A 19,859-nucleotide genomic window follows, 5' to 3' on the forward strand; every position below is an offset into this window, starting at 1 on the left:
CCGGGCTTTCTGGTGAAGGGGTGCCGTCGTCCCCCCTGGGCGGGACCGGTCAACGGGAAGTTAGCGTACCGACATGCTCAAGCGCATCTTGAAGGCGATTCAACCACGTGATGAAGTGCCGCCGGCGTCGGTGCCGGCTGGTGAGCGCGTCTATGCGATCGGCGACATCCACGGACGGCTGGATCGGTTCGACGAATTGCTGGCGATGATTGACGCCGACAATGCCGCGCGCGCGCCGGCTCGCACGCACCTGATCCTGCTGGGCGACCTGGTCGACCGCGGACCTGATTCGGCCGGCGTAATCCGGCGGGCGATGGAGCTGGCATCGACGCGCAGCGACGTCCGCTTCCTGCGCGGCAATCACGAGGAACTGTTCCTGACCGCGCTTGAGGGGCAGGCAAAGGCGATGCGGATTTTCTGCCAGGTCGGCGGTCGCGAGACCCTGTTGTCCTATGGCATGTCGCGGCGCGACTATGACAATGCGACGTTCGAAGCGCTGAAGGAAGCCGCCCCGTCGGTCGTACCGGCGGAGCATCTGGCGTTTCTGGCCGGGTTCGAGGATTCGATCGTCATCGGCGACTATGTCTTCGTCCATGCAGGCGTCCGTCCCGGCGTCGCGATCGAGGATCAGCTACCCAGCGACCTGCGCTGGATCCGGCGCGAATTCCTGGATCATCGCGGGCCGTTCGGAAAAATGGTGGTGCATGGCCATACCATCACTGCCGACGTCGACATGCGCCCGAACCGGATCGGTATCGACACCGGCGCCTATGCCAGCGGACGACTGACCGCCCTCGCGCTGGAAGATACGGCGCACTGGTTCCTCCAGACCAAAAAAGACGAATCGACCGATCGCAACGCGGGTGCGACGAATGCCACCATGGCGGCGCAATAAGGGTCTTCTCGCACTTGCAGCTAAATTTTGTCTGGGTTATTCGGGGTATGCACTATGTCCCCGGCTATGTATTCACGGCCGCCGGTACATAAGTGGCCGACGTGATTACGTTGATAAAGGGAGTGCTGCTCATGCGTTTGGCAAAGATTCTTGCAACTGCTGCTATGGTTTCGGCGACCGCCGCTCCGGCGATTGCAGCTGACTCGGCTTCGAAGCTCTCGGTCGCAAAGACCGTCCGCGCTTCGACCGCTTCGGAAGAAGCGAACAAGGCTGTCGGCACCGGCGCGATCGTTGGCGTCGTTGCAGCTGCTGCTGTCATCGGTGGCATCATCATCGCCACCGACGGCGACGACGACGATTCGGACAGCAACTAAGCGTCCGACCCGTTGGGTTGAAAAGAGGGAGCGGCGGCCTTGGGTCGTCGCTCTTTTCTTTTGAGGATTTCGAACGTGCGGGTTCACACTGCACGATGACGGTGCAACTGCAAATGAGCCGACCGCTGGTCTTGATCCTTTCCACCGACCAAGCCGATCGTGTGAAAATGGCGCTGGAACTGGTGTCAGCTCATGCCGCGCTTGGCGCGCTCACACACCTCCATTTCGATATGGGCGCGATCCGTTGCGTCGCCGCGCATCGATCGACGATTCGGGAGGCGCAGTCGCTTGGTGTCTCGGTGTCGATGTGCCCGACTGGGCTGGCCGATCATGACATTGATCCGGCACTGATCGAGGGCGCCGAGTCCTATGGTCTGGTCGCGCTGTTGAGTTCGATCGACGATGCGGCGCGGCTGATCGTCATCTGATGACCGGACCGGAACGAACGGCACGCCGACAGCCGTTCCCAATCGGCCTTCGTTAAGCTAGGGCGGGTCATGGCATATATTCTGGTGATGCTGGGCGGGGCGATCGGCTCGGCCGCTCGATTCGCGGTCGGGCGGATCGCGATGGGGCTGATGGGTCCGAACTGGCCGTGGGGCACGCTGGCCGTCAACCTGATCGGCGGGCTGGCCATGGGTCTGCTGGCAGGTTCGCTGGCGCGGATCGGCGATGGCGGCGAACATGTGCGGCTGTTGATCGGCGTCGGCGCGCTGGGCGGTTTCACCACCTTTTCCGCCTTCACGCTTGAGTTGGTGACCATGCTGGAGCGGGGCGACCTGTTTATCGGCTTTGGCTATGCGCTGTTGTCGGTCGTCGGCGCTGCGGTTGCGCTGTTCGGTGGCCTGCTGATGATGCGGGCAATGCCATGAGCGAGAAATTGGAAGCACAGGTCCGCCAGTTCACCGTCGATGCCGATGACGACGGCATTCGGCTGGACCGATGGTTCAAGCGCCATTTGCCGGATGCGAGTTTCAACCTTGTCTCGCGCTGGGCGCGGACCGGGCAGTTGCGCGTCGACGGCGCGCGGGCCGATCCGGGCGACCGCGTGGCGACGGGCCAGACCATCCGCGTCCCCCCGGCGGACACTGCCCCGCCCAGCGCGCGGCCGAAACGCGAACGCGCGCCGCTGACCGACGAACAGATCGAAATGGCGCAGGCGATGGTCATCCACCGCGACGCGCAGGCGATCGTGCTGAACAAGCTCCCCGGTCTGGCGACACAGGGCGGCACGCGCACCCATGACCATGTCGACGGGCTGCTCGACGCCCTGTCGTTCGAGCGGGAGGATCGGCCCAAGCTGGTCCACCGGCTGGACAAGGATACGTCGGGCGCGCTGCTGCTGGCGCGTACCGCGCGCGCAGCAGCATTCTTCTCGCGTCATTTCTCAGGCCGCTCGGCCAAGAAGGTCTATTGGGCGCTGGTCGTCGGCGTGCCCGATATTGCGGATGGCCTGATCGAACTGCCGCTCGCCAAGCAACCGGGAACCGGCGGCGAGAAGATGCATGTGGACGAGGAAAACGGTCAGCCCGCGCGTAGCCGTTACCGGGTGATCGAACGCGCGGGCAATCGCGCCGCCTGGGTCGAGCTGCAACCGCATACGGGCCGCACCCATCAGTTGCGCGTGCACATGGCGGCCATCGGTCACCCGATCGTCGGTGACGGCAAATATGGCGGACAGGCCGCGTTCCTGACCGGCGGCGTCAGCCGTAAGATGCACCTGCACGCCCGGCGCATCCGCATCGACCATCCCGATGGCGGCAAGCTGGACATCACCGCCGAACCGCCCGCGCATATCGCCGAAACGCTGGAGATGCTGGGTTTCGACCCGGCACTCGGCAATGTTCCGTTCGACGACAGTCCACCGCCGGCGACGCGCGAAGTGAAAAAGGCACGGGCCAAGGCGCACGCCAAGCAGGTGCGCAAGGAGCGGCGGGGCGAACGGCGCGGTCGGGGGAAGAGTTGAGCAACCGGCTCGCGATTTTCGACTGTGATGGCACGTTGGTCGACAGTCAGGCGAATATCTGCATCGCGATGGAGCAATGCTTCGCCGCGCATGGCCTACCCGCGCCCGATCGCGGCGACATTCGCCGCATCGTCGGACTGAGTCTGGTCGAAGCGATGTGCGCGCTGTTGCCCGATGCGTCCGACGAACAGCACCGAGCGATGGCGGAGGATTACAAGCGCGCCTTTCAGACGCTGCGCGGCAATGGTGGCCTGCTGGACGAACCACTGTTCGACGGGATTGCCGAATCGCTCGACGCGCTGGAGGCCGATGGTTGGTTGTTAGGCGTGGCAACGGGGAAGTCGGATCGCGGACTATCCCTGATCCTGGCACATCACGGCCTGTCGCGTCGCTTCGTCACGTTGCAGACCGCCGACCGGCATCCGTCCAAACCGCATCCGGCGATGGTCCACGCCGCCATCGCAGAGGCAGGCGCCACGCCGGAAACGTCGGTAATGATCGGCGACACGAGCTTCGATATGGCGATGGGCGCGGCGGCAGGGGTCAGGCCGATCGGGGTCGCGTGGGGCTACCACGCGCCGGATGAACTGCGCGACGCGGGCGCTCTGGTGGTAGCCGACCATGCCAGCGAACTGGCGCGGCTGGCGCGCGGCACCTATTAAGGGCCGATGAGCACTCCGCGCGATCCGGCGATGGGCCGTTATTACCTGATGGTGCTGGCGCGGATCGTGCCGGTGGCGGGCGCCCTGTTCGGGCTGGTCATACTTGGCCGCGCCCAGCAATTGCCGCAGCAGATTTTGGGACTGGCCATCGTGCTGGCAGCCCTGTGGGTGATGGCAACGCTGCCGCGCGCGCTGGCGCGGCGCTGGCGGACGCCGCCGGCGCCATGAAGCGGTTCTGGAGCGACGTCGCGGTGGTGGCCGATAACGGCTATGGCATCGCGCTGGACCGGCAACCGGTCAGAACGCCCGGTCGCGCGCCGCTGGCCCTGCCGACGCGGGCGCTGGCCGATGCCGTTGCGGCGGAGTGGAATGCGGTCGAGGGGCAAATCGACCCCCGCGCCATGCCGCTGACGGGGCTGGCCAACGCCGCCATCGACCGGATCATGCCCGACTCCGCATTGTTTGCCGCCGGGCTTGCGCGATATGCCGAAAGCGACCTGCTATGCTATCGCGCCGACACCCCTGCCCCGCTGGTCGAGCGACAGGCGGCGGCGTGGGACCCGCTGCTGGAATGGGCGCGCGGACGATATGATGTGCATTTCGAGATTACCGGCGGCGTGATGCACGTCGCGCAGCCGCCCGCGACCATCGCGCGGCTGAGCGAAGCCATTGCCGCGCGCGACGCGTTCGAGCTGGCGCCGTTATCGATCGTCACCACGATCACCGGGTCGCTGGTCATGGCGCTGGCATTGGCCGAGCGGGCGTTTGCGGCGGATACGCTCTGGCATGCCGCGCAGGTGGATGAGGACTGGCAGCGCGAACAATGGGGCGAGGATGCGCTCGCCAACCAGACGCGCGAGAGCCGCCGGGCGGAATATGATGCCGCGGCGCGCTTTCTGGCGGCCAGCCAGACTAGGGACGCGCCAACCGATCCTTGATTGCGCCGGCCGGCAGGAACGGCGACAGGCAGTAGATGCACTGGTTCAAGCCGCTTCTCGCCGGCGCCACTTGGCGCGACCGGGCCATCGGGTGCGCAGGCGCGTGCATCTGCCTTGCGTTGACCATGATCGTCACGTCACGCACCGCGATTTCGGCAAGCGACCTGCCCGCCATCGTTGCCCCGCTGGGAGCGTCAGCCGTGCTTGTCTTTGCGGTACCCAGCAGTCCGCTGGCCCAGCCCTGGCCCGTGATCGGCGGCAATGTGATCTCTACCCTGGTCGGCGTCGCGGTGGCGCAGGCGGTACCGCACGTCGCGGCCGCAGCGGGGGCGGCCGTGGGGCTGGCCATTCTGGTCATGTCACTGCTTCGCTGCCTGCACCCTCCCGGCGGTGCTGCGGCGTTGACTGCCGTGATCGGCGGTCAGGCGATCTACGAAGCGGGCTATGCCTTTGCGCTGGCGCCGGTCGGCATCAATTCGGTCGCGCTGGTATTGCTGGCAATATTCTTTCACCGAGCAACAGGCCGCAATTATCCGCACCGCCCGCCCGTCGTAACGCCGCAGATCGAGGCGGCGGCGCTGGAGGACGCCGATATCGACGCGGCGCTGGCGGAAATGCACGACAGCTTCGACATTGCGCGCGACGATCTGGACCAGCTAGTCGCGCGGGCGCGGTTGCACGCCCGTGCGCGCGTCAGTTCTTCAGCATCGAACGGATAAAGCCGATCAGCCCGGTCTGACGCGAACGCTTCAGGCGCTCGGCGGAAAGGATGGTGCGGACGCATTCATAGCAATGATCCACATCGTCGTTGACGAGCACATAGTCGTACCCGTCCCAGTGGCTGACCTCTGCCGCTGCGCGCGACATACGGGCGTCGATCACTTCCGTGCTGTCGGTCGCGCGGGCCACCAGGCGGCGGTGAAGCTCCTCCATCGACGGCGGCAGGATGAACACGCGCACCACATCGCCGCCCGCAATCTGGAACAGCTGCTGCGCTCCCTGCCAGTCGATGTCGAACAACACATCGCGGCCCGATGCCAGAATGTCCTCAACCTGCTGGCGCGGCGTGCCATAGCGATTGTCAAAGACATGGGCCCATTCGAGGAATTCATGATTCGAGACCATGGCCCGAAAGCGTTCGAGATCGACGAAATGATAATCGCGCCCGTCCACTTCGCCGGGGCGCATCGCACGGGTGGTGGCAGAAACCGACATTTGCAGGTCGGGGTCGTTCGCCAGCAGCTTTCGCGCAATGGTCGACTTGCCGGCGCCCGATGGCGACGACAACACGAACAGGACACCGCGTCGTTTCAGGCCATGCGGGTCGGATTCGGTCGTATGGGGCATGGGCGCCTTTGGGCGCCCTAAGCGGGCAAGGTCAAGTCCCCTGCCCGCCGAAAGCGTCGATCAAAGGCCGCGCTTGGCCTTGCGCCGGTCGTACATCTTCTTGCCGATATAGGCCGCGCCCAGCGCCGTGCCGACCGGTCCCATGCGGCGCAGCATGCTGCCCGCCGCCCAGCCCATGGCAGCGCCCTTTACGCCGCCCGAACCATCGCGCCGGTCGATTTCGCGCCCGACAAGTGCACCGATAATCCGCTTCATCATGCCTGTTCTTCCTTACCAGTAATCGCGTCGAAACCCATGCCGATCGCGTGAAGGACGGCCCAGCCGACCGCATAGGTCAGCACGACCGGCACTGCGACCTTGAGCACATTGGCCGTTACCGCACCGACAATCGCGCCGTCGCCAACGCCGTCATCGCCGCTCATTCCGTCAATCGCGGCGCCCACAACGGCGCCTATGCTGGTCGCACCCATCACGCTGTCCTTCCCCGCGTTTCGATGGCGTATCAATCCGCGAATGGGCAAGCGGGTTCCGTCAATGCCCCACCATGTCGCCGGGACGCACCACCCGGTCGAATGTCGCTTCGTCAACCAGACCCAGCTCCAGCCCCGCCTGCTTCAGCGTCAGCCCCTCGACATGGGCGTGCTTCGCGATCTTTGCGGCGTTGTCGTAACCGATCTCTGGCGCGAGGGCGGTTACGAGCATCAGGGAGCGATCAACCAGTTCGGCAATGCGCCGCTCGTTGGCCTGCAAGCCATCCACGCAGCGTTCGGCAAAGCTCTCCATCGCGGTGGCCAGCAGGTCGATGGAGCGCAGCACATTTGCGCCGATCATCGGCTTGAAGACATTCAGCTCCAGATGCCCCTGCAATCCGCCCACGGTGATCGCGGCGTGATTGCCCATCACCTGCGCGGCAACCATCGTCAGCATCTCGCACTGGGTTGGATTGACCTTGCCGGGCATGATCGAGCTGCCGGGTTCGTTGGCGGGTAGGTCCAGCTCGCCCAGACCCGATCGCGGGCCAGAGCCGAGCAGACGGATGTCGTTGCCGATCTTGGTCAGCGCGACCGCCAGCGTGTTGAGCGTGCCCGACAGGTGCACCAGCGGATCGTTCGACGCCAACGCCTCGAACATATTTTCAGCCGGGGTGAAGGCGATACCCGTCAAACCTCGCAACTCGCCGCAAATGTCCCGCGCGAAGCCCTTGGGCGCGTTCAGCCCGGTGCCCACCGCCGTTCCACCCTGTGCCAGCCGGTTCGTCCCCTGCTCGATCGCCGGTTCGATCCGCTGCCCGGCCAGCGCCAGCTGATTGGCATAGCCCGAAAATTCCTGCCCCAGCGTCAGCGGGGTCGCGTCCTGAAGATGGGTGCGACCGATCTTGACGATACCAGCCCAGCCTGCAGCCTTGGCGTCCAGTGCGCCGCGCAGCCGGTCGAGCGCGGGGAACAGCCGCCGGTGCGCGGCCAGCGACGCGGCGATGTGGATGGCGGTGGGGAAGCTGTCGTTCGACGATTGCCCGCGATTGACGTCGTCATTGGGGTGGACAGGGGTCTTGCCGCCGCGCGTCCCGTTCAGGATCTCGTTCGCGCGACCGGCAATGACCTCGTTCACGTTCATGTTGGTCTGGGTGCCGCTACCCGTCTGCCAGATGACCAGCGGGAACTGGGCATCGTGCCTGCCCTCCACGACCTCTGCGGCGGCCTGTTCGATGGCATCGGCCTTGTCGTCGGCCAGACCGTGGCGCCGGTTCGCCCGCGCCGCCGCCTGCTTAACCAGCGCCAGCGCATGCACGATCTCGATCGGCATGGCTTCGCGCGCACCGAACGGAAAATTCTGGATCGACCGCTGGGTCTGCGCACCCCAATAAGCGTCGGCGGGCACTTCGATCGCGCCAATCGAATCGGTTTCGGTGCGGGTGGCTTCGATCATGCGCGCATCTCCATCGGGACTGGAGATGCGACATGCGGTGCCCCGGCGGGATTTCAACCGCCGGGCGACAGCATCACTTCTTTCGCTTGAAATCCACCGACACGACGTTCGACCCGTCCTCGACCGGGGTGGCGCGTGCGGTGTCGCCGTCATTTTCCGCCGGTTCGTGATCGGGTTCCTCGATCACGTCATTGGCCTGGAAACGCAGCTCGAAGTTGACGGCGGGGTCGTGGAAGCCGGTGATCGCAGCGAACGGGATGTTCAGCATCGACGGCACCTGATTGAAGCTCAGCCCCACCGAAAAGCGGTTCTCATCGACCTTCAGGTCCCAGAAACGGTGCTGGAGGACGATGGTCATCTCATCCGGAAAGCGGTCCATCAGCCGCTGGGGGATGTCGACACCGGGAGCTTGGGTCTTGAAGGTGATGTAGAAATGATGGCCGCCGGGCAGTCCGCCCGTGGCCGCCACCGACCCCAAAACGCGGCCGACCACGGCGCGCAGGGCTTCCTGCACGATTTCGTCATAGGGAATCATGCTGTCGGGAACATTGCCGGTCATGCCCCCTTGCTAGCGCCCCCGCCCCCAGAATCAAGCGCGGGTGTTGAGATTGCATGGACGGCCCGAGCCGCTATGTGAGCGGGCATGCGCACCGCCATTGTCAATCGCAACACCGCCGAGACGCGGATCGAGGTCGAAGTGAACCTCGACGGGACGGGTCAATATTCGATTCAGACCGGCGTCGGCTTTTTCGATCACATGCTCGAACAGCTATCGCGACACTCGCTGATCGACATTCGCCTGAAATGCGACGGCGACCTGCACATCGACCAGCATCACACGGTCGAGGATTCGGCACTGGCGCTGGGTGAGGCAGTGGCCAAGGCGCTGGCCGACAAGCGCGGCATCCGCCGTTATGCCGACGCCCTCAGCCCGATGGACGAAACGCTGACGCGCGTGGCGGTCGATATTTCGGGCCGCCCGTGGCTGGTCTGGAAAACGCAGTTCAGCCAGACGCGACTGGGGGAAATGGATACCGAGCTGTTCCAGCACTGGTTCCACAGCTTTGCCCAGACCGCCGGCCTGACGCTGCATGTCGAGACGCTGTACGGCGACAATAACCACCACATCGCCGAAAGCGCGTATAAGGGTCTGGCCCGCGCGCTGCGCGAAGCAATCGAGATCGACCCGCGCAAGGCCGATGCCATCCCCTCCACCAAGGGAGTGCTGTAACATGGCCGTTCGCCCGATGGCGCCGTGCACATTGGTGCTGCTGACCTATGTAAAACCACTGGAAGAGATCGATCGGCTGCGCCCCGCGCATGTCGAATGGATCCAGCGCGCGATGGATGAGGGCGTGATGATCCTGGCCGGACGCCGCACATCGGCCACCGGCGGCGTGCTGCTGTTTCGCGGCACCGCCGATGCAGTCGGCCCGGTCGCAAACACCGACCCCTTCGTGATCGAAGGCGCCGCGACGTTCGAGCTGGTCGATTTTACCGCCAGCCTCGCCGCCGACGCCATGGCCGACCTGTTCGAATGACGACCGCGCTGATCGATTACGGCGCGGGCAACCTTCATTCGGTCCACAACGCGTTGCGCGCTGCCGGGGCGACTGACATCGCGATCACCGCCGACCCGGACGTTGTACGCCGCGCGGAGCGGATCGTGTTGCCGGGGGTCGGCGCATTCGCCGCATGCCGCGACGGACTGACCGCACTGCCCGGCATGGTGGAGGCGATGGAGGAACGCGCGCTGAAGGGTGGCGTGCCGTTTCTGGGCATCTGCGTCGGCATGCAGTTGATGGCGACGACGGGTGAGGAGATGGGCAGCCATTCGGGGCTTGGCTGGATCGACGGCACCGTTGCGCGCATCGCCGATGCGCCTGGCGTCCACGTGCCGCACATGGGCTGGAACGACGTTGTTCCCGCCTGCCCTCACCCGCTGATCGAGCCGGGCGAGGCCTATTTCCTGCACAGCTATGCCTTTACCGGCGCCAACGTGCTGGCGACCACCGATCATGGCGGCCCAGTGACGGCGGCGATCGGGCGCGACAACCTGATCGGTATTCAGTTCCACCCCGAAAAAAGTCAGCGCTATGGCATCGCGCTGCTCGAAAGGTTTCTTGCATGGCGGCCCTGACCATCTTTCCCGCGATCGACCTGAAGCGCGGACAGGTCGTGCGGCTGGCGGAGGGCGATATGGACCGGGCCACCGTCTATGGCGACGATCCGGCCGCACAGGCGCGCGCCTTTGCCGATGCGGGGGCCGACCATCTGCATGTCGTCGATCTGGACGGCGCCTTTGCCGGTAATTCGGTGAATGGCGATGCGGTGCGCGCCGCCGTCGCCGCCTTTCCGGGGCGAGTGCAACTGGGCGGCGGCATTCGTGACATGGCGGCGGTCGAGGCGTGGCTGGAAATCGGCGTCGCGCGCGTCGTCATCGGCACTGCTGCGCTGAAGGACCCCGAGTTCGTGAAGGCAGCGGCGCGGGCGCATCCCGAACGTATCGTCGTGGCGGTTGACGCGCGCGACGGCATGGTCGCGACCGCAGGCTGGGCCGATGTGTCCGACGTGACCGTCACCGATCTGGCCCGCCGGTTCGAGGATGCGGGCGTCGCCGCCCTGCTGTTTACCGACGTGGGCCGCGACGGCCTGTTGAAGGGGTGCAATGTCGAGGCGACGGTCGCGCTGGCAAAGACCGTGTCGATCCCCGTCATCGCATCTGGCGGGGTCGCGGGTATCGAGGACATTCAGGCACTTGCCCCACATGTCTCCGACGGTGTGTCGGGCGTCATCACTGGCCGCGCGCTGTATGACGGGCGCCTCGACCTGGGCGAAGCCATCCGGGTCGCCGCCGCATGAGCGTTCGCGCGCGTGTCATCCCCTGTCTCGACGTCGCCAATGGCCGCGTGGTCAAGGGCGTCAATTTCGTCGACCTGAAGGACGCGGGCGACCCGGTGGAGCAGGCCCGCGCCTATGACGCGGCGGGCGCGGATGAGCTGTGCTTCCTCGACATCACCGCCAGTCACGAGGCCCGCGGCACCATTTTGGACGTGGTGCGGCGCACGGCAGAGGTGTGCTTCATGCCGCTGACCGTTGGCGGCGGGGTGCGATCGGCCGCGGATGCGCGCGCGCTGTTGCTGGCGGGTGCGGACAAGGTTGCGGTCAATTCCGCCGCCGTCTCCCGCCCCGAAGTCGTCGCCGAAATCGCCGAGCGGTTCGGCAGCCAGTGCGTTGTCGCTTCGGTCGATGCGCGGCGGACCGATGGGCGCTGGGAAGTCTTCACCCATGGCGGGCGCAAGCCGACGGGACTGGACGCGGTCGAACATGCGCTGCGGCTAGTCGAGCTGGGCGCGGGCGAATTGCTGGTCACGTCGATGGACCGCGACGGCACGCGCGACGGCTATGACCTCGACCTGATCCGTACGATTGCCGATCAGGTGCAGGTGCCGGTCGTCGCCAGCGGCGGGGTCGGCAATCTCGATCACCTGGTCGCCGGCGTGCGTGACGGACATGCCAGCGCCGTGCTGGCCGCGTCGATCTTTCACTTTGGCGAGGCGAGTGTCGCCGACGCGCACCGCGCGCTGGCGGCGGCCGGAATTCCCGTCCGCACGCCCGTCGCCTGACGCCCGCGTAACCAGACAGGGCCGCGCGGGCGTTGACAAGCGCCCCTTCCCGCGCCCAGCGAAGGGCCATGAGCTACACCGATCCGCTCGACGCGCTGGAAGCCGTCATCCGCAGCCGCCGCGGCGGCGATCCCAATGCCAGCTACGTCGCCCGCTTGTTCGAAAAGGGCCGCGCCAAGATCGCGCAGAAGGTGGGCGAGGAAGCGGTCGAGGCCGCCATCGCCGCCGTGCAGGGTGACCGCGCGGGGTTGAAGGGCGAAGCCGCTGATCTGATGTTCCACCTGATCGTGCTGCTGGTCGATTCGGGCCTTCGACTGGACGATGTGCGTGCCGAACTGGTGCGGCGGGAGGGCCTGTCGGGTTTGACCGAAAAGGCTGCCCGCGCCGAGGCAGTGCCACCGCCGCCCCCTGCTCCGGAACCGGCAGAACCCGTCGGCGCAGATCGCCCCGCCACCGAACCGCTGCCGCTGGGCGCCGACGATGCGCCCGGTAATGTGCCGCTTCGCCCGGTCGGCCCGCCGCCGCCGGGACGCCCGCGCCCGCTTCCCACCGCTCGCGAGGAGTTCTGATCCGTGCCGATCGACGCCACCCAGCCCTATGACGACGCCAATATCTTTGCGAAGATCCTGCGCGGTGAGATCCCGTCGAAGAAGGTGTATGAGGACGACTTCGCCTTTGCCTTTCACGACATCGCTCCGCAGGCGCCGGTGCATGTGCTGGTGATCCCCAAGGGCCCGTATGTGTCGTGGGACGATTTCAGCGCACGGGGCAGCGATGCGGAAATCGCGGGCTTTGTCCGCGCTGTCGGCCATGTGGCGCGAGATCATGTCGGGCCGGGTTATCGACTGCTGGCCAATGTCGGTGGCGATGCCGGACAGGAAGTGCCGCATCTGCACGTTCATGTCTTTGCCGGTGCGCCACTAGGGCCGATGCTGGCGCGCTGAAGGCCAAAACCTGTTGCCGAACGGCGTCACTTGGCCCCGGCGGGACAAGTGGCACGATTTTTGGCGGTTGCAGATGGAACTTTTGCGGCTAGGCTCCCGCCTTTCGTAACGTACGCGGCGACAACAGGCCGCACCTAGGGGACAGCTCAATGCTATTCGGGCGCGTGAAGCCTCTCGACGCCATATTGGCGACCGCCGAAAAGAAATCGCTCACCCGGACGCTGGGGGCCTTTCAACTGACGATGCTGGGCATCGGCGCTGTGATCGGCACCGGCATTTTCGTTCTGACCGCTGAAGCCGCGCAGAAGGCCGGGCCGGGCATGATGATTTCCTTCGTCATCGCCGGTCTGGTCTGCGCCTTTGCCGCGCTTTGCTATGCCGAAATGGCGTCGATGGTGCCGGTTTCGGGATCGGCCTATACGTACAGCTACGCCGTGATGGGCGAGGTGATCGCATGGATGGTCGGCTGGGCGCTGATCCTTGAATATGCGGTCGCAGCCGGGGCCGTTTCGGTCGGCTGGTCGGGCTATATGGTCGGTTACATCGAACATAGCTTCGGGATCGACATACCAAGCACGCTGGTGCTCGGGCCGCTGGACGGCGGGATGATCAACCTGCCCGCGATGCTGATCGCCGGGCTGGTGACGTGGCTGCTGGTGATCGGCACCAAGGAATCGGCAACGATCAACGCCATTCTGGTGGCGATCAAGGTCATCGCGCTGACGCTGTTCATCATCCTGGCCATTCCGGTCATGCGGATGGAGCAGTTCGAGCCGTTCTCGCCGCTCGGCTTTGGCGGCATCTCTGCCGCTGCCGCCTCGATCTTTTTTGCTTATGTCGGCTTCGACGCAGTTTCGACCGCGGCTGAGGAAACCAAGAACCCCCAGCGCAACATGCCCATCGGCCTGATCGGTAGCCTTGGTTTCTGCACCATCTTCTACATTCTGGTGTCCGCAGGCGTCATCGGCGCGCCGGGCGTCAGCGCCCAACCAGTGATGAGCGCGCTGGGCGGCATCCTCGAGCCGGGCAGCACCGATCTGGCCCAGCAATGCGCCGCACGCGCGGCCGAAGGCGCCAAGGACGTGGTGTGCTCGAAGGAAGCACTGGCCTATGTCCTGCGTGAGATCGGCTGGCCGGCGATCGGCAATCTGGTCGGTCTGGCGGCGATCCTGGCCCTCCCCTCGGTCATTCTGATGATGATGTTCGGCCAGACGCGCATCTTCTTCACCATGAGCCGCGACGGGCTGCTGCCCGCGATGTTCAGCCGCATCCACCCCAAGTTCAACACGCCGCACGTCATCACCGTCATCACCGGCATCGCCGTCGCATTGTTCGCGGCGTTCTTTCCGGTGGGCGCGCTGGCCAACATCTCGAACTCGGGCACGCTGTTCGCCTTTGCCGCGGTGTCGGTCGCGGTGCTGGTGCTGCGTCGCACGGATCCCAGCCGCAAGCGGCCGTTCCGCACGCCGTTCATCATGCTGACGGCGCCGATTTCGATCCTGGGTTGTATCTATCTGTTCTTCAGCCTCGATTCGCACAGCATCATGCTGTTCGGGGCCTGGGCCGCGCTCGGCTTCATCGTGTATTTTGCATATAGCCGTTCGCGCAGCCATGTCGGCCAGGGCATCGTCGATGTGCATGAAGACGACCCCGACGCCCCGCCCCAGCCGGTCCCGCCGCTGCCAGGCGCGCCGACCCCGGGTTACAAGGACGCCTGATCCTATCCGGTTAACGGGCACAAAAATGGCCCCCGCCGCTGGATTGCGGCGGGGGCCTTTCCTTTTGTCCGTGATCAGAAGCGCGCGGTCAGCTGGCCGCCATAGAAGCGCGGCTCGGCCGGGATGAAGGTCGGGATGCCGAACCCGCCACCGGTGTTACCTGCGTCGAGCAGATAATCCTCGTCAAAGGCGTTGCGGATGAAGCCCGCCAGTTCGAACCGTTCGTCGGCAAAGCTGACGCCCGCGCGCGCATTGACCAGCGTGACCGGCCCTTGCGAGATGGCGGGATTGTTCGGCACTTCGAAGAAGATGCGGCTGCGATGCGTGACGGTCGGCGTCGCAAAGAAGCGCATGCCACCGCCCAGCGGCGCGTCGATGGTGAAACCGCCAGCCGCCTGCCATTCGGGCTGAAGGCGGAAGCGATTGCCCGCAAAGCGGCCATTGGCAGGATCGTCGTCGATGCCGCCCTCGATATAGCCGACATTGCCGAACAGGCTGAGCCAGCGCGTCGGGCGCACGGTCAGTTCGGCTTCGACACCCAGATTGCTGGCGCTGCCAACACTTTGCGTACGCGTGACACCGTCAGCGCCGACGACGCTGACCTGAAAGCCGTCATATTTCTGATAATAGACACCCAACGAACCCGACGCGATGCCGACACTGCCCTTCAGACCGCCTTCGTAATTCCAGACGATTTCTTCGGGCACCAGTTGCAGGCGCGGGCTGACCAGCGAACTGCCCGCGCCGGTTGTGGCGCGCTGTGCATCGAGCTGGACGACGGGCGAACGACGGCCCTTCGACACCGTGGCAAAGACGTTGATGTCGTTCGACAGGCGGAACAGCGCGTTAAAGCGCGGCAGCACGGCCGCATAGCTTTCCTGACGCCAGAAGGTCTGGCCCGCCGTGTCGGTCTGGTTCGGGATCAGCGAGAAGGCGGTCGGGTTCAGCACCGGGCGCGGCACGCGGGTGGTGTAGCCCGACTTGCGCTGTTCGATCAGCACGCGAACACCAGCGGTCAGCTCCAGCGCGGGCACCGGGATCCAGGTCGTGTCGGCGAACACAGAATAGGCGTCGTTCTGCCCGATGTTCTTGAATTCCGAGCTGTAGGGCACTTGGGTAAGACGCCCGCCCGTTAGCCGCGACGTCGCCTGGGCGGCTTCGACAACACCGGCGGCGTTGACGCAGCCCAGGCCGGAAACCAGCGGGTTGCCCGCCAGCGCGCTGGCGCATTGCAGGAACGTGCCTTCTTCGCTGGAGAAGGGCACGCGCTGGAAATTGTCCTCTACGAACACGTTCCAGCCGAACTGCGCGCGCCAGCTGGGATCGACATAGCTGAAACGGCCTTCATGGCTGGCCTGCCAGCCGCGCGAATCCTCGCCAAACTCAAGGAACCAGGCGGCGGAGCCGTCGGCGTCGAACACTTCGTTGCTGTCGAACTTGCGATAGCCGTTGACGGTTGTGAAGTTCCAGCCGTCGGCAAAGCCCCACGACGCGGTCAGGTTGACGTCATACACGTCACGCGTCAGGCCAAGTTGGTCGTCGCCCAGCACCTCGGCTGACACGGGCGAGCCGCCCAGATTGGCGCGGCCGAACGGGTTGCCCGGTCCATCCTCGGTCGGTAGGCGGCGCGACACGAACGGGGTGCCGCCATTGCGCTGACGGTCATAGGTGCCCATCAGGTCGACCGTCAGATCCTCGGTCGGGGTGAAGCGCAGCGAGGCGCGGACGCCAAGCTGATCCTGCGCGTACAGTTCGTCTTCCTGGCTGACGGCGAGGTTTTCGACATAGCCGTCGCGCTTCTTCCATTCGAAGGCGATGCGCCCGGCAACCTTGTCGCTGCCCGCATTCAGGAAACCCGACAGCAGCGTCTGGTCGAAATTGCCGTAACCGCCGGTCAGCGAGCCCGAAAAGCCCTCACGCGGGCGGGCCGACGTCAGGCTGACCGCGCCGATCGCGCTGGCGGTGCCGAACAGGGTCGCCTGCGGGCCCTTGATGACTTCCACGCGCTCGAGGTCGTAGATCGCCTGATAGGACCCACGCGACCGCGAGATGTCGACGCCGTTGTAATAAAGCGTGACGCGCGGACCCTGCTGTGCCGAACCCGAATCGGACGTGATGCCGCGGATGACGATGCCGGGGTTATTGGCGCTTTGTTCCTGGATGTTCAGGCCCGGGATATAGCTGGACAATTCGTCCAGATCGCCGACGCCCAGATCCTTGATCCGCTCACCCGTGACGGCGGAAATGGTGATGGGCACGTCGACCGCACGCTGTTCGATCTTTTGCGCGGTGACGAGGATTTCGTTCGAATCGGTCGCACCCTGATCGGGCGTTGCCGCCGGGTCCTGCACCGACGACTGGGCCAGTGCGGGAACGGCAACCGAGCAGAGCAGCATCGCTGCGGCAGAAAGGCGCAACATCATTCAACCCCCTTGTTATGGTTGGGGGCGCGTTGCGCGCGGCACGTGAACGCTGCGCTGCAATATGATGACGACGCCGTTACGACGTGCGGTTATTCACAACTTAACACTGCAACATGGCGTCGCGGGTCAGGCGCGCGCGTCGGCCACGCTCTCACTGTTATGGCGCAGCGCCTTCAGCACAGTGTCGACGATGTGGGGGGCGTTCAGGCCGGCTTCGTCATACTGTACTTCCGGCTTGTCCTGATCCTGGAACAGGTCGGGCAGACGCATCGTGCGGAGCTTCAGCCCCGCGTCGATCAGCCCCTGATCGCTGGCCAGTGTCAGCACATGCGCGCCAAGGCCGCCGATCGCATTTTCCTCGATCGTCACGGCGACTTCGTGCGTGGCAAGCAGGCGGCGGATCAGCGCCTCGTCCAGCGGTTTGGCGAAACGCAGGTCGGCGACGGTGGTCGACAGCCCCTTTGCCTCCAGCGTTTCGGCAGCCTTCAACGCTTCGCCAAGACGCGTACCGAGCGACAGGATGGCGACGGTCTTGCCTTCCCGAACGACGCGGCCCTTGCCGATTTCCAGCTTCTGCGGAACGTCGGGGATCGCCACACCCGTGCCGTTGCCGCGCGGATAACGCACCGCGATCGGCCCGCTGTCATGTTCGGCGGCAGTATAGGTCATGTGGACCAGCTCTGCCTCATCCGCGGCGGCCATCACCACGAAGTTCGGCAGGCTGGCCAGATAGGTGACGTCGAAACTGCCCGCATGGGTCGCGCCATCGGCCCCGACCAGCCCGGCGCGGTCGATGGCGAAGCGAACCGGCAGGTTCTGGATCGCCACATCATGCACGACCTGATCATAGGCGCGCTGAAGGAAGGTGGAGTAGATCGCGCAGAAGGGCCGCATCCCCTGCGCCGCCAAACCGGCGGCAAAGGTGACGGCATGCTGCTCTGCAATGCCCACGTCGAACGCGCGGTCGGGGTGCGCCTGAGCGAATTTGTCAACGCCCGTGCCCGACGGCATGGCGGCGGTAATGGCGCAGATGCGGCTGTCGGTATCGGCCAGCTTGGCCAGCGTTTCGCCGAACACATTCTGGTAGGATGGCGGCCCCGGCGGCGCCTTTGCCTGAGCGCCGGTGATCACGTCGAACTTCTGGACGCCGTGATATTTGTCGGCCGCCTTTTCGGCGGGGGCGTACCCCTTACCCTTTTTGGTCACGACATGGACCAGGATCGGCCCTTCCTCCGCATCGCGGACGTTTTCGAGGACCGGGATCAGATGGTCGAGATTATGGCCGTCGATCGGGCCGACATAATAAAAACCCAGCTCCTCGAACAACGTCCCGCCCATGGTCATGCCACGGGCGAATTCGTCGGTCTTGCGTGCGGCGGTGTGCATCGGGCGCGGCAGGCGGCGGGCGAATTTCTTCAGCGTCTCGCGCAGGCCCAGAAACTCGCGGCTGGACACGATGCGGCTGAGATAGGCCGACAGCCCGCCCACCGGCGGCGCAATCGACATGTCATTGTCGTTCAGGATGACGACCAGCCGATTCCCCGCCTGCTCGGCATTGTTCATGGCTTCATAGGCCATGCCCGCTGACATCGCGCCGTCGCCGATCACGGCAATCCCCTTGCCGGGTGCGCCCGTCAGCTTGTTGGCAACGGCAAAGCCCAGCGCCGCCGAGATCGAGGTCGAACTGTGCGCCGCGCCGAACGGGTCATATTCGCTTTCGCTGCGCTTGGTGAAGCCCGATAGCCCCCCGCCCTGGCGTAGCGTGCGGATGCGGTCGCGGCGGCCGGTCAGGATCTTGTGCGGATAGCATTGGTGCCCGACGTCCCAGACCAGCCGATCGTCAGGCGTATTGAACACATAATGGATGGCAACGGTCAGCTCGACCACGCCAAGACCCGATCCCAGATGTCCGCCGGTCGTACCAACCGCCGAAATTGTTTCTTCGCGCAGTTCGTCGGCAAGTTGACGAAGCTGGCCGGGGTTTAGGCGCCGCAGTTCGTCAGGGGTGCGAACCGTATCGAGCAGCGGCGTATCGGGAAGCTGAACCATCGCCCCGCTCTATCGCATCAGAAAACCCGTGTCGATTGCGACCGGGCTGGACTTTGGCAGGGGATCAGCGGTTCGCAGCCGCACAATCGGGGCACAGGCCGCGCACCTCGACAATCGGGCGCTGCGCCACGAATCCCGCCTCCTCGGCCACGGCGCGGACCATCGACGTCACCTTGTCGGCATCGACATGGCGGGCGTCTCCGCACCGGTCGCACACCAGAAAGATACAGTCGTGCAGGCAATTCGGGTGCGTATTGGCGACATAGGCATTGGCGCTTTCCACCCGCCGCGCCAGATTCGCGCCGACGAACAGGTCCAGGATGCGATAGACGCTGTTGGCGGCAACCCGGCGCCCGACATCCTTCGACACGGCTTCGGCAATGTCATAGGCGCTGGCCGGCTTTTCAAAGCCAGCCAGTGCTTCGAACACATTGGCGCGCATGGGCGTCCACTGCTCGCCCGCTGTTTCCAGCGCGGCGCGCGCGGCGTCGGTCAATGCGGGGCCGCGATCGTCGTGATGATGGTGGGTGGCCATAACGTGGATTTAAGGAGCCCGGCACCACCGGGCAAGCGGTGTGCTCAGCGGCGGCGCGCGGCGCGCTGATTCAGCCAGTGGCCAAGGGCCAGGAGAAGGACGCCGATAACGGTCACCCCCACCTCACCCGGCCCGTGCGGCAACAGGATGTCGAGCGCCATCAGTACCAGACCGACCGATCCGACGACCAGCGGCAAGCGGCGCCCGTGCTGGCGCAGACCCCGGCCCAGCGCCACCGCGCCCAGGACCACGGCAATGCCCAGCCCGACCTCATGCACGCGGTCGTCCAGCAGCGGACCCGCGAACGACGCGAACAGCGCCAGCACGATCGCGCTGGCCAGGCAATGCGCTACGCACAGTGCCGACAGCGCAATAGCGATTCGGTCGAGCCGATTGCGCGGACGGCGCGTAGAGGCGGCAGAGCAGATCACGATCGCCATCTAGGGCCAAGCATTC

At 65.3% G+C, this 19,859-nt stretch carries 25 protein-coding genes and 1 pseudogene; 17 read left to right on the forward strand and 9 right to left on the reverse strand.

What is annotated here, in order from left to right; translation table 11 throughout:
- Positions 1 to 73 precede the first annotated feature (73 nt).
- The 9 genes from ACAX61_RS02845 to ACAX61_RS02885 all read left to right on the forward strand — a co-directional run bounded on the left by ACAX61_RS02845 (position 74) and on the right by ACAX61_RS02885 (position 5,554).
- Positions 74 to 895 (forward strand): metallophosphoesterase family protein, encoded by an 822-nt coding sequence (locus ACAX61_RS02845; protein WP_370713305.1) that lies wholly within the window; start codon positions 74 to 76, stop codon positions 893 to 895.
- A gap of 92 nt (positions 896 to 987) precedes the next feature.
- A complete protein-coding gene (locus ACAX61_RS02850; protein WP_370713306.1) occupies positions 988 to 1,269 on the forward strand; it encodes a hypothetical protein in 282 nt (93 codons plus the stop codon).
- 113 nt (positions 1,270 to 1,382) lie between these two features.
- Positions 1,383 to 1,697: a hypothetical protein gene (locus ACAX61_RS02855; RefSeq protein WP_370713307.1), complete on the forward strand. Its 315-nt coding sequence runs from the start codon at positions 1,383 to 1,385 to the stop codon at positions 1,695 to 1,697.
- Between the two features lie 69 nt (positions 1,698 to 1,766).
- Entirely contained in the window at positions 1,767 to 2,141 is a 375-nt protein-coding gene (crcB, locus tag ACAX61_RS02860) for a fluoride efflux transporter CrcB (protein WP_370713308.1), read from the forward strand.
- Positions 2,138 to 3,235, forward strand: coding sequence for an RluA family pseudouridine synthase (locus ACAX61_RS02865; protein ID WP_370713309.1), 1,098 nt, complete (start codon positions 2,138 to 2,140; stop codon positions 3,233 to 3,235). Before crcB ends, ACAX61_RS02865 begins: the two co-directional genes overlap by 4 nt.
- A complete protein-coding gene (locus tag ACAX61_RS02870) occupies positions 3,232 to 3,897 on the forward strand; it encodes an HAD-IA family hydrolase (protein ID WP_370713310.1) in 666 nt (221 codons plus the stop codon). Before ACAX61_RS02865 ends, ACAX61_RS02870 begins: the two co-directional genes overlap by 4 nt.
- 6 nt (positions 3,898 to 3,903) lie before the next feature.
- Entirely contained in the window at positions 3,904 to 4,125 is a 222-nt protein-coding gene (locus ACAX61_RS02875) for a hypothetical protein (protein WP_370713311.1), read from the forward strand.
- On the forward strand, positions 4,122 to 4,835 hold the full coding sequence (locus ACAX61_RS02880) for an ATP12 family chaperone protein (protein ID WP_370713312.1): 714 nt from the start codon (positions 4,122 to 4,124) through the stop codon (positions 4,833 to 4,835). The genes ACAX61_RS02875 and ACAX61_RS02880 overlap by 4 nt, the downstream gene beginning before the upstream one ends.
- Before the next feature lie 35 nt (positions 4,836 to 4,870).
- On the forward strand, positions 4,871 to 5,554 hold the full coding sequence (locus ACAX61_RS02885) for an HPP family protein (protein WP_370713313.1): 684 nt from the start codon (positions 4,871 to 4,873) through the stop codon (positions 5,552 to 5,554).
- Here the strand turns inward: ACAX61_RS02885 and gmk are convergent.
- The 5 genes from gmk to ACAX61_RS02910 all read right to left on the reverse strand — a co-directional run bounded on the left by gmk (position 5,529) and on the right by ACAX61_RS02910 (position 8,667).
- Positions 5,529 to 6,182, reverse strand: a complete 654-nt coding sequence (gmk, locus tag ACAX61_RS02890; RefSeq protein WP_370713314.1) for a guanylate kinase — start codon at positions 6,180 to 6,182, stop codon at positions 5,529 to 5,531. The two genes, ACAX61_RS02885 and gmk, sit on opposite strands and share 26 nt — an antisense overlap.
- A 60-nt stretch (positions 6,183 to 6,242) precedes the next feature.
- Positions 6,243 to 6,440: a hypothetical protein gene (locus ACAX61_RS02895; RefSeq protein ID WP_370713315.1), complete on the reverse strand. Its 198-nt coding sequence runs from the start codon at positions 6,438 to 6,440 to the stop codon at positions 6,243 to 6,245.
- A complete protein-coding gene (locus tag ACAX61_RS02900) occupies positions 6,437 to 6,604 on the reverse strand; it encodes a hypothetical protein (RefSeq protein ID WP_370713316.1) in 168 nt (55 codons plus the stop codon). The genes ACAX61_RS02895 and ACAX61_RS02900 overlap by 4 nt, the downstream gene beginning before the upstream one ends.
- Positions 6,605 to 6,713: 109 nt before the next feature.
- Positions 6,714 to 8,105 carry a class II fumarate hydratase gene (fumC, locus tag ACAX61_RS02905; RefSeq protein WP_370714885.1) on the reverse strand — a complete coding sequence of 464 codons (1,392 nt, stop codon included), beginning with the start codon at positions 8,103 to 8,105 and terminating at the stop codon, positions 6,714 to 6,716.
- 76 nt (positions 8,106 to 8,181) lie between these two features.
- Positions 8,182 to 8,667 carry an SspB family protein gene (locus ACAX61_RS02910; RefSeq protein ID WP_370713317.1) on the reverse strand — a complete coding sequence of 162 codons (486 nt, stop codon included), beginning with the start codon at positions 8,665 to 8,667 and terminating at the stop codon, positions 8,182 to 8,184.
- A gap of 84 nt (positions 8,668 to 8,751) precedes the next feature.
- Between ACAX61_RS02910 and hisB the strand changes: the two genes are divergently transcribed.
- The 8 genes and pseudogenes from hisB (at position 8,752) to ACAX61_RS02950 (ending at position 14,396) form a co-directional block, all read left to right on the forward strand.
- Positions 8,752 to 9,339, forward strand: coding sequence for an imidazoleglycerol-phosphate dehydratase HisB (gene hisB, locus ACAX61_RS02915; RefSeq protein ID WP_370713318.1), 588 nt, complete (start codon positions 8,752 to 8,754; stop codon positions 9,337 to 9,339).
- 1 nt (position 9,340) lies between these two features.
- Positions 9,341 to 9,649: a YciI family protein gene (locus ACAX61_RS02920; RefSeq protein WP_370713319.1), complete on the forward strand. Its 309-nt coding sequence runs from the start codon at positions 9,341 to 9,343 to the stop codon at positions 9,647 to 9,649.
- On the forward strand, positions 9,646 to 10,248 hold the full coding sequence (gene hisH, locus ACAX61_RS02925) for an imidazole glycerol phosphate synthase subunit HisH (RefSeq protein ID WP_370713320.1): 603 nt from the start codon (positions 9,646 to 9,648) through the stop codon (positions 10,246 to 10,248). Before ACAX61_RS02920 ends, hisH begins: the two co-directional genes overlap by 4 nt.
- Entirely contained in the window at positions 10,236 to 10,970 is a 735-nt protein-coding gene (gene hisA / locus ACAX61_RS02930; protein ID WP_370713321.1) for a 1-(5-phosphoribosyl)-5-[(5-phosphoribosylamino)methylideneamino]imidazole-4-carboxamide isomerase, read from the forward strand. Before hisH ends, hisA begins: the two co-directional genes overlap by 13 nt.
- A complete protein-coding gene (gene hisF / locus ACAX61_RS02935) occupies positions 10,967 to 11,734 on the forward strand; it encodes an imidazole glycerol phosphate synthase subunit HisF (protein ID WP_370713322.1) in 768 nt (255 codons plus the stop codon). The genes hisA and hisF overlap by 4 nt, the downstream gene beginning before the upstream one ends.
- Before the next feature lie 68 nt (positions 11,735 to 11,802).
- Positions 11,803 to 12,117 (forward strand): annotated as a pseudogene (locus tag ACAX61_RS02940) (phosphoribosyl-ATP diphosphatase); the annotation flags it as partial.
- 189 nt (positions 12,118 to 12,306) lie between these two features.
- Positions 12,307 to 12,678 carry a histidine triad nucleotide-binding protein gene (locus ACAX61_RS02945; protein WP_370713323.1) on the forward strand — a complete coding sequence of 124 codons (372 nt, stop codon included), beginning with the start codon at positions 12,307 to 12,309 and terminating at the stop codon, positions 12,676 to 12,678.
- 149 nt (positions 12,679 to 12,827) lie between these two features.
- Positions 12,828 to 14,396: an amino acid permease gene (locus ACAX61_RS02950; protein ID WP_370713324.1), complete on the forward strand. Its 1,569-nt coding sequence runs from the start codon at positions 12,828 to 12,830 to the stop codon at positions 14,394 to 14,396.
- A gap of 74 nt (positions 14,397 to 14,470) precedes the next feature.
- Here ACAX61_RS02950 and ACAX61_RS02955 read toward each other — a convergent pair whose 3' ends face one another.
- The 4 genes from ACAX61_RS02955 to ACAX61_RS02970 all read right to left on the reverse strand — a co-directional run bounded on the left by ACAX61_RS02955 (position 14,471) and on the right by ACAX61_RS02970 (position 19,843).
- Positions 14,471 to 16,819, reverse strand: a complete 2,349-nt coding sequence (locus tag ACAX61_RS02955; RefSeq protein ID WP_370713325.1) for a TonB-dependent receptor — start codon at positions 16,817 to 16,819, stop codon at positions 14,471 to 14,473.
- 126 nt (positions 16,820 to 16,945) lie between these two features.
- Positions 16,946 to 18,868, reverse strand: coding sequence for a 1-deoxy-D-xylulose-5-phosphate synthase (gene dxs / locus ACAX61_RS02960; protein ID WP_370713326.1), 1,923 nt, complete (start codon positions 18,866 to 18,868; stop codon positions 16,946 to 16,948).
- A gap of 64 nt (positions 18,869 to 18,932) precedes the next feature.
- A complete protein-coding gene (locus ACAX61_RS02965) occupies positions 18,933 to 19,403 on the reverse strand; it encodes a Fur family transcriptional regulator (protein ID WP_370713327.1) in 471 nt (156 codons plus the stop codon).
- Positions 19,404 to 19,447: 44 nt separating this feature from the next.
- Entirely contained in the window at positions 19,448 to 19,843 is a 396-nt protein-coding gene (locus ACAX61_RS02970) for a MerC domain-containing protein (protein ID WP_370713328.1), read from the reverse strand.
- Between the last annotated feature and the right edge of the window lie 16 nt (positions 19,844 to 19,859).

The sequence above is a fragment of the Sphingomonas sp. IW22 genome (assembly GCF_041321155.1).
GTDB lineage: Bacteria > Pseudomonadota > Alphaproteobacteria > Sphingomonadales > Sphingomonadaceae > Sphingomonas.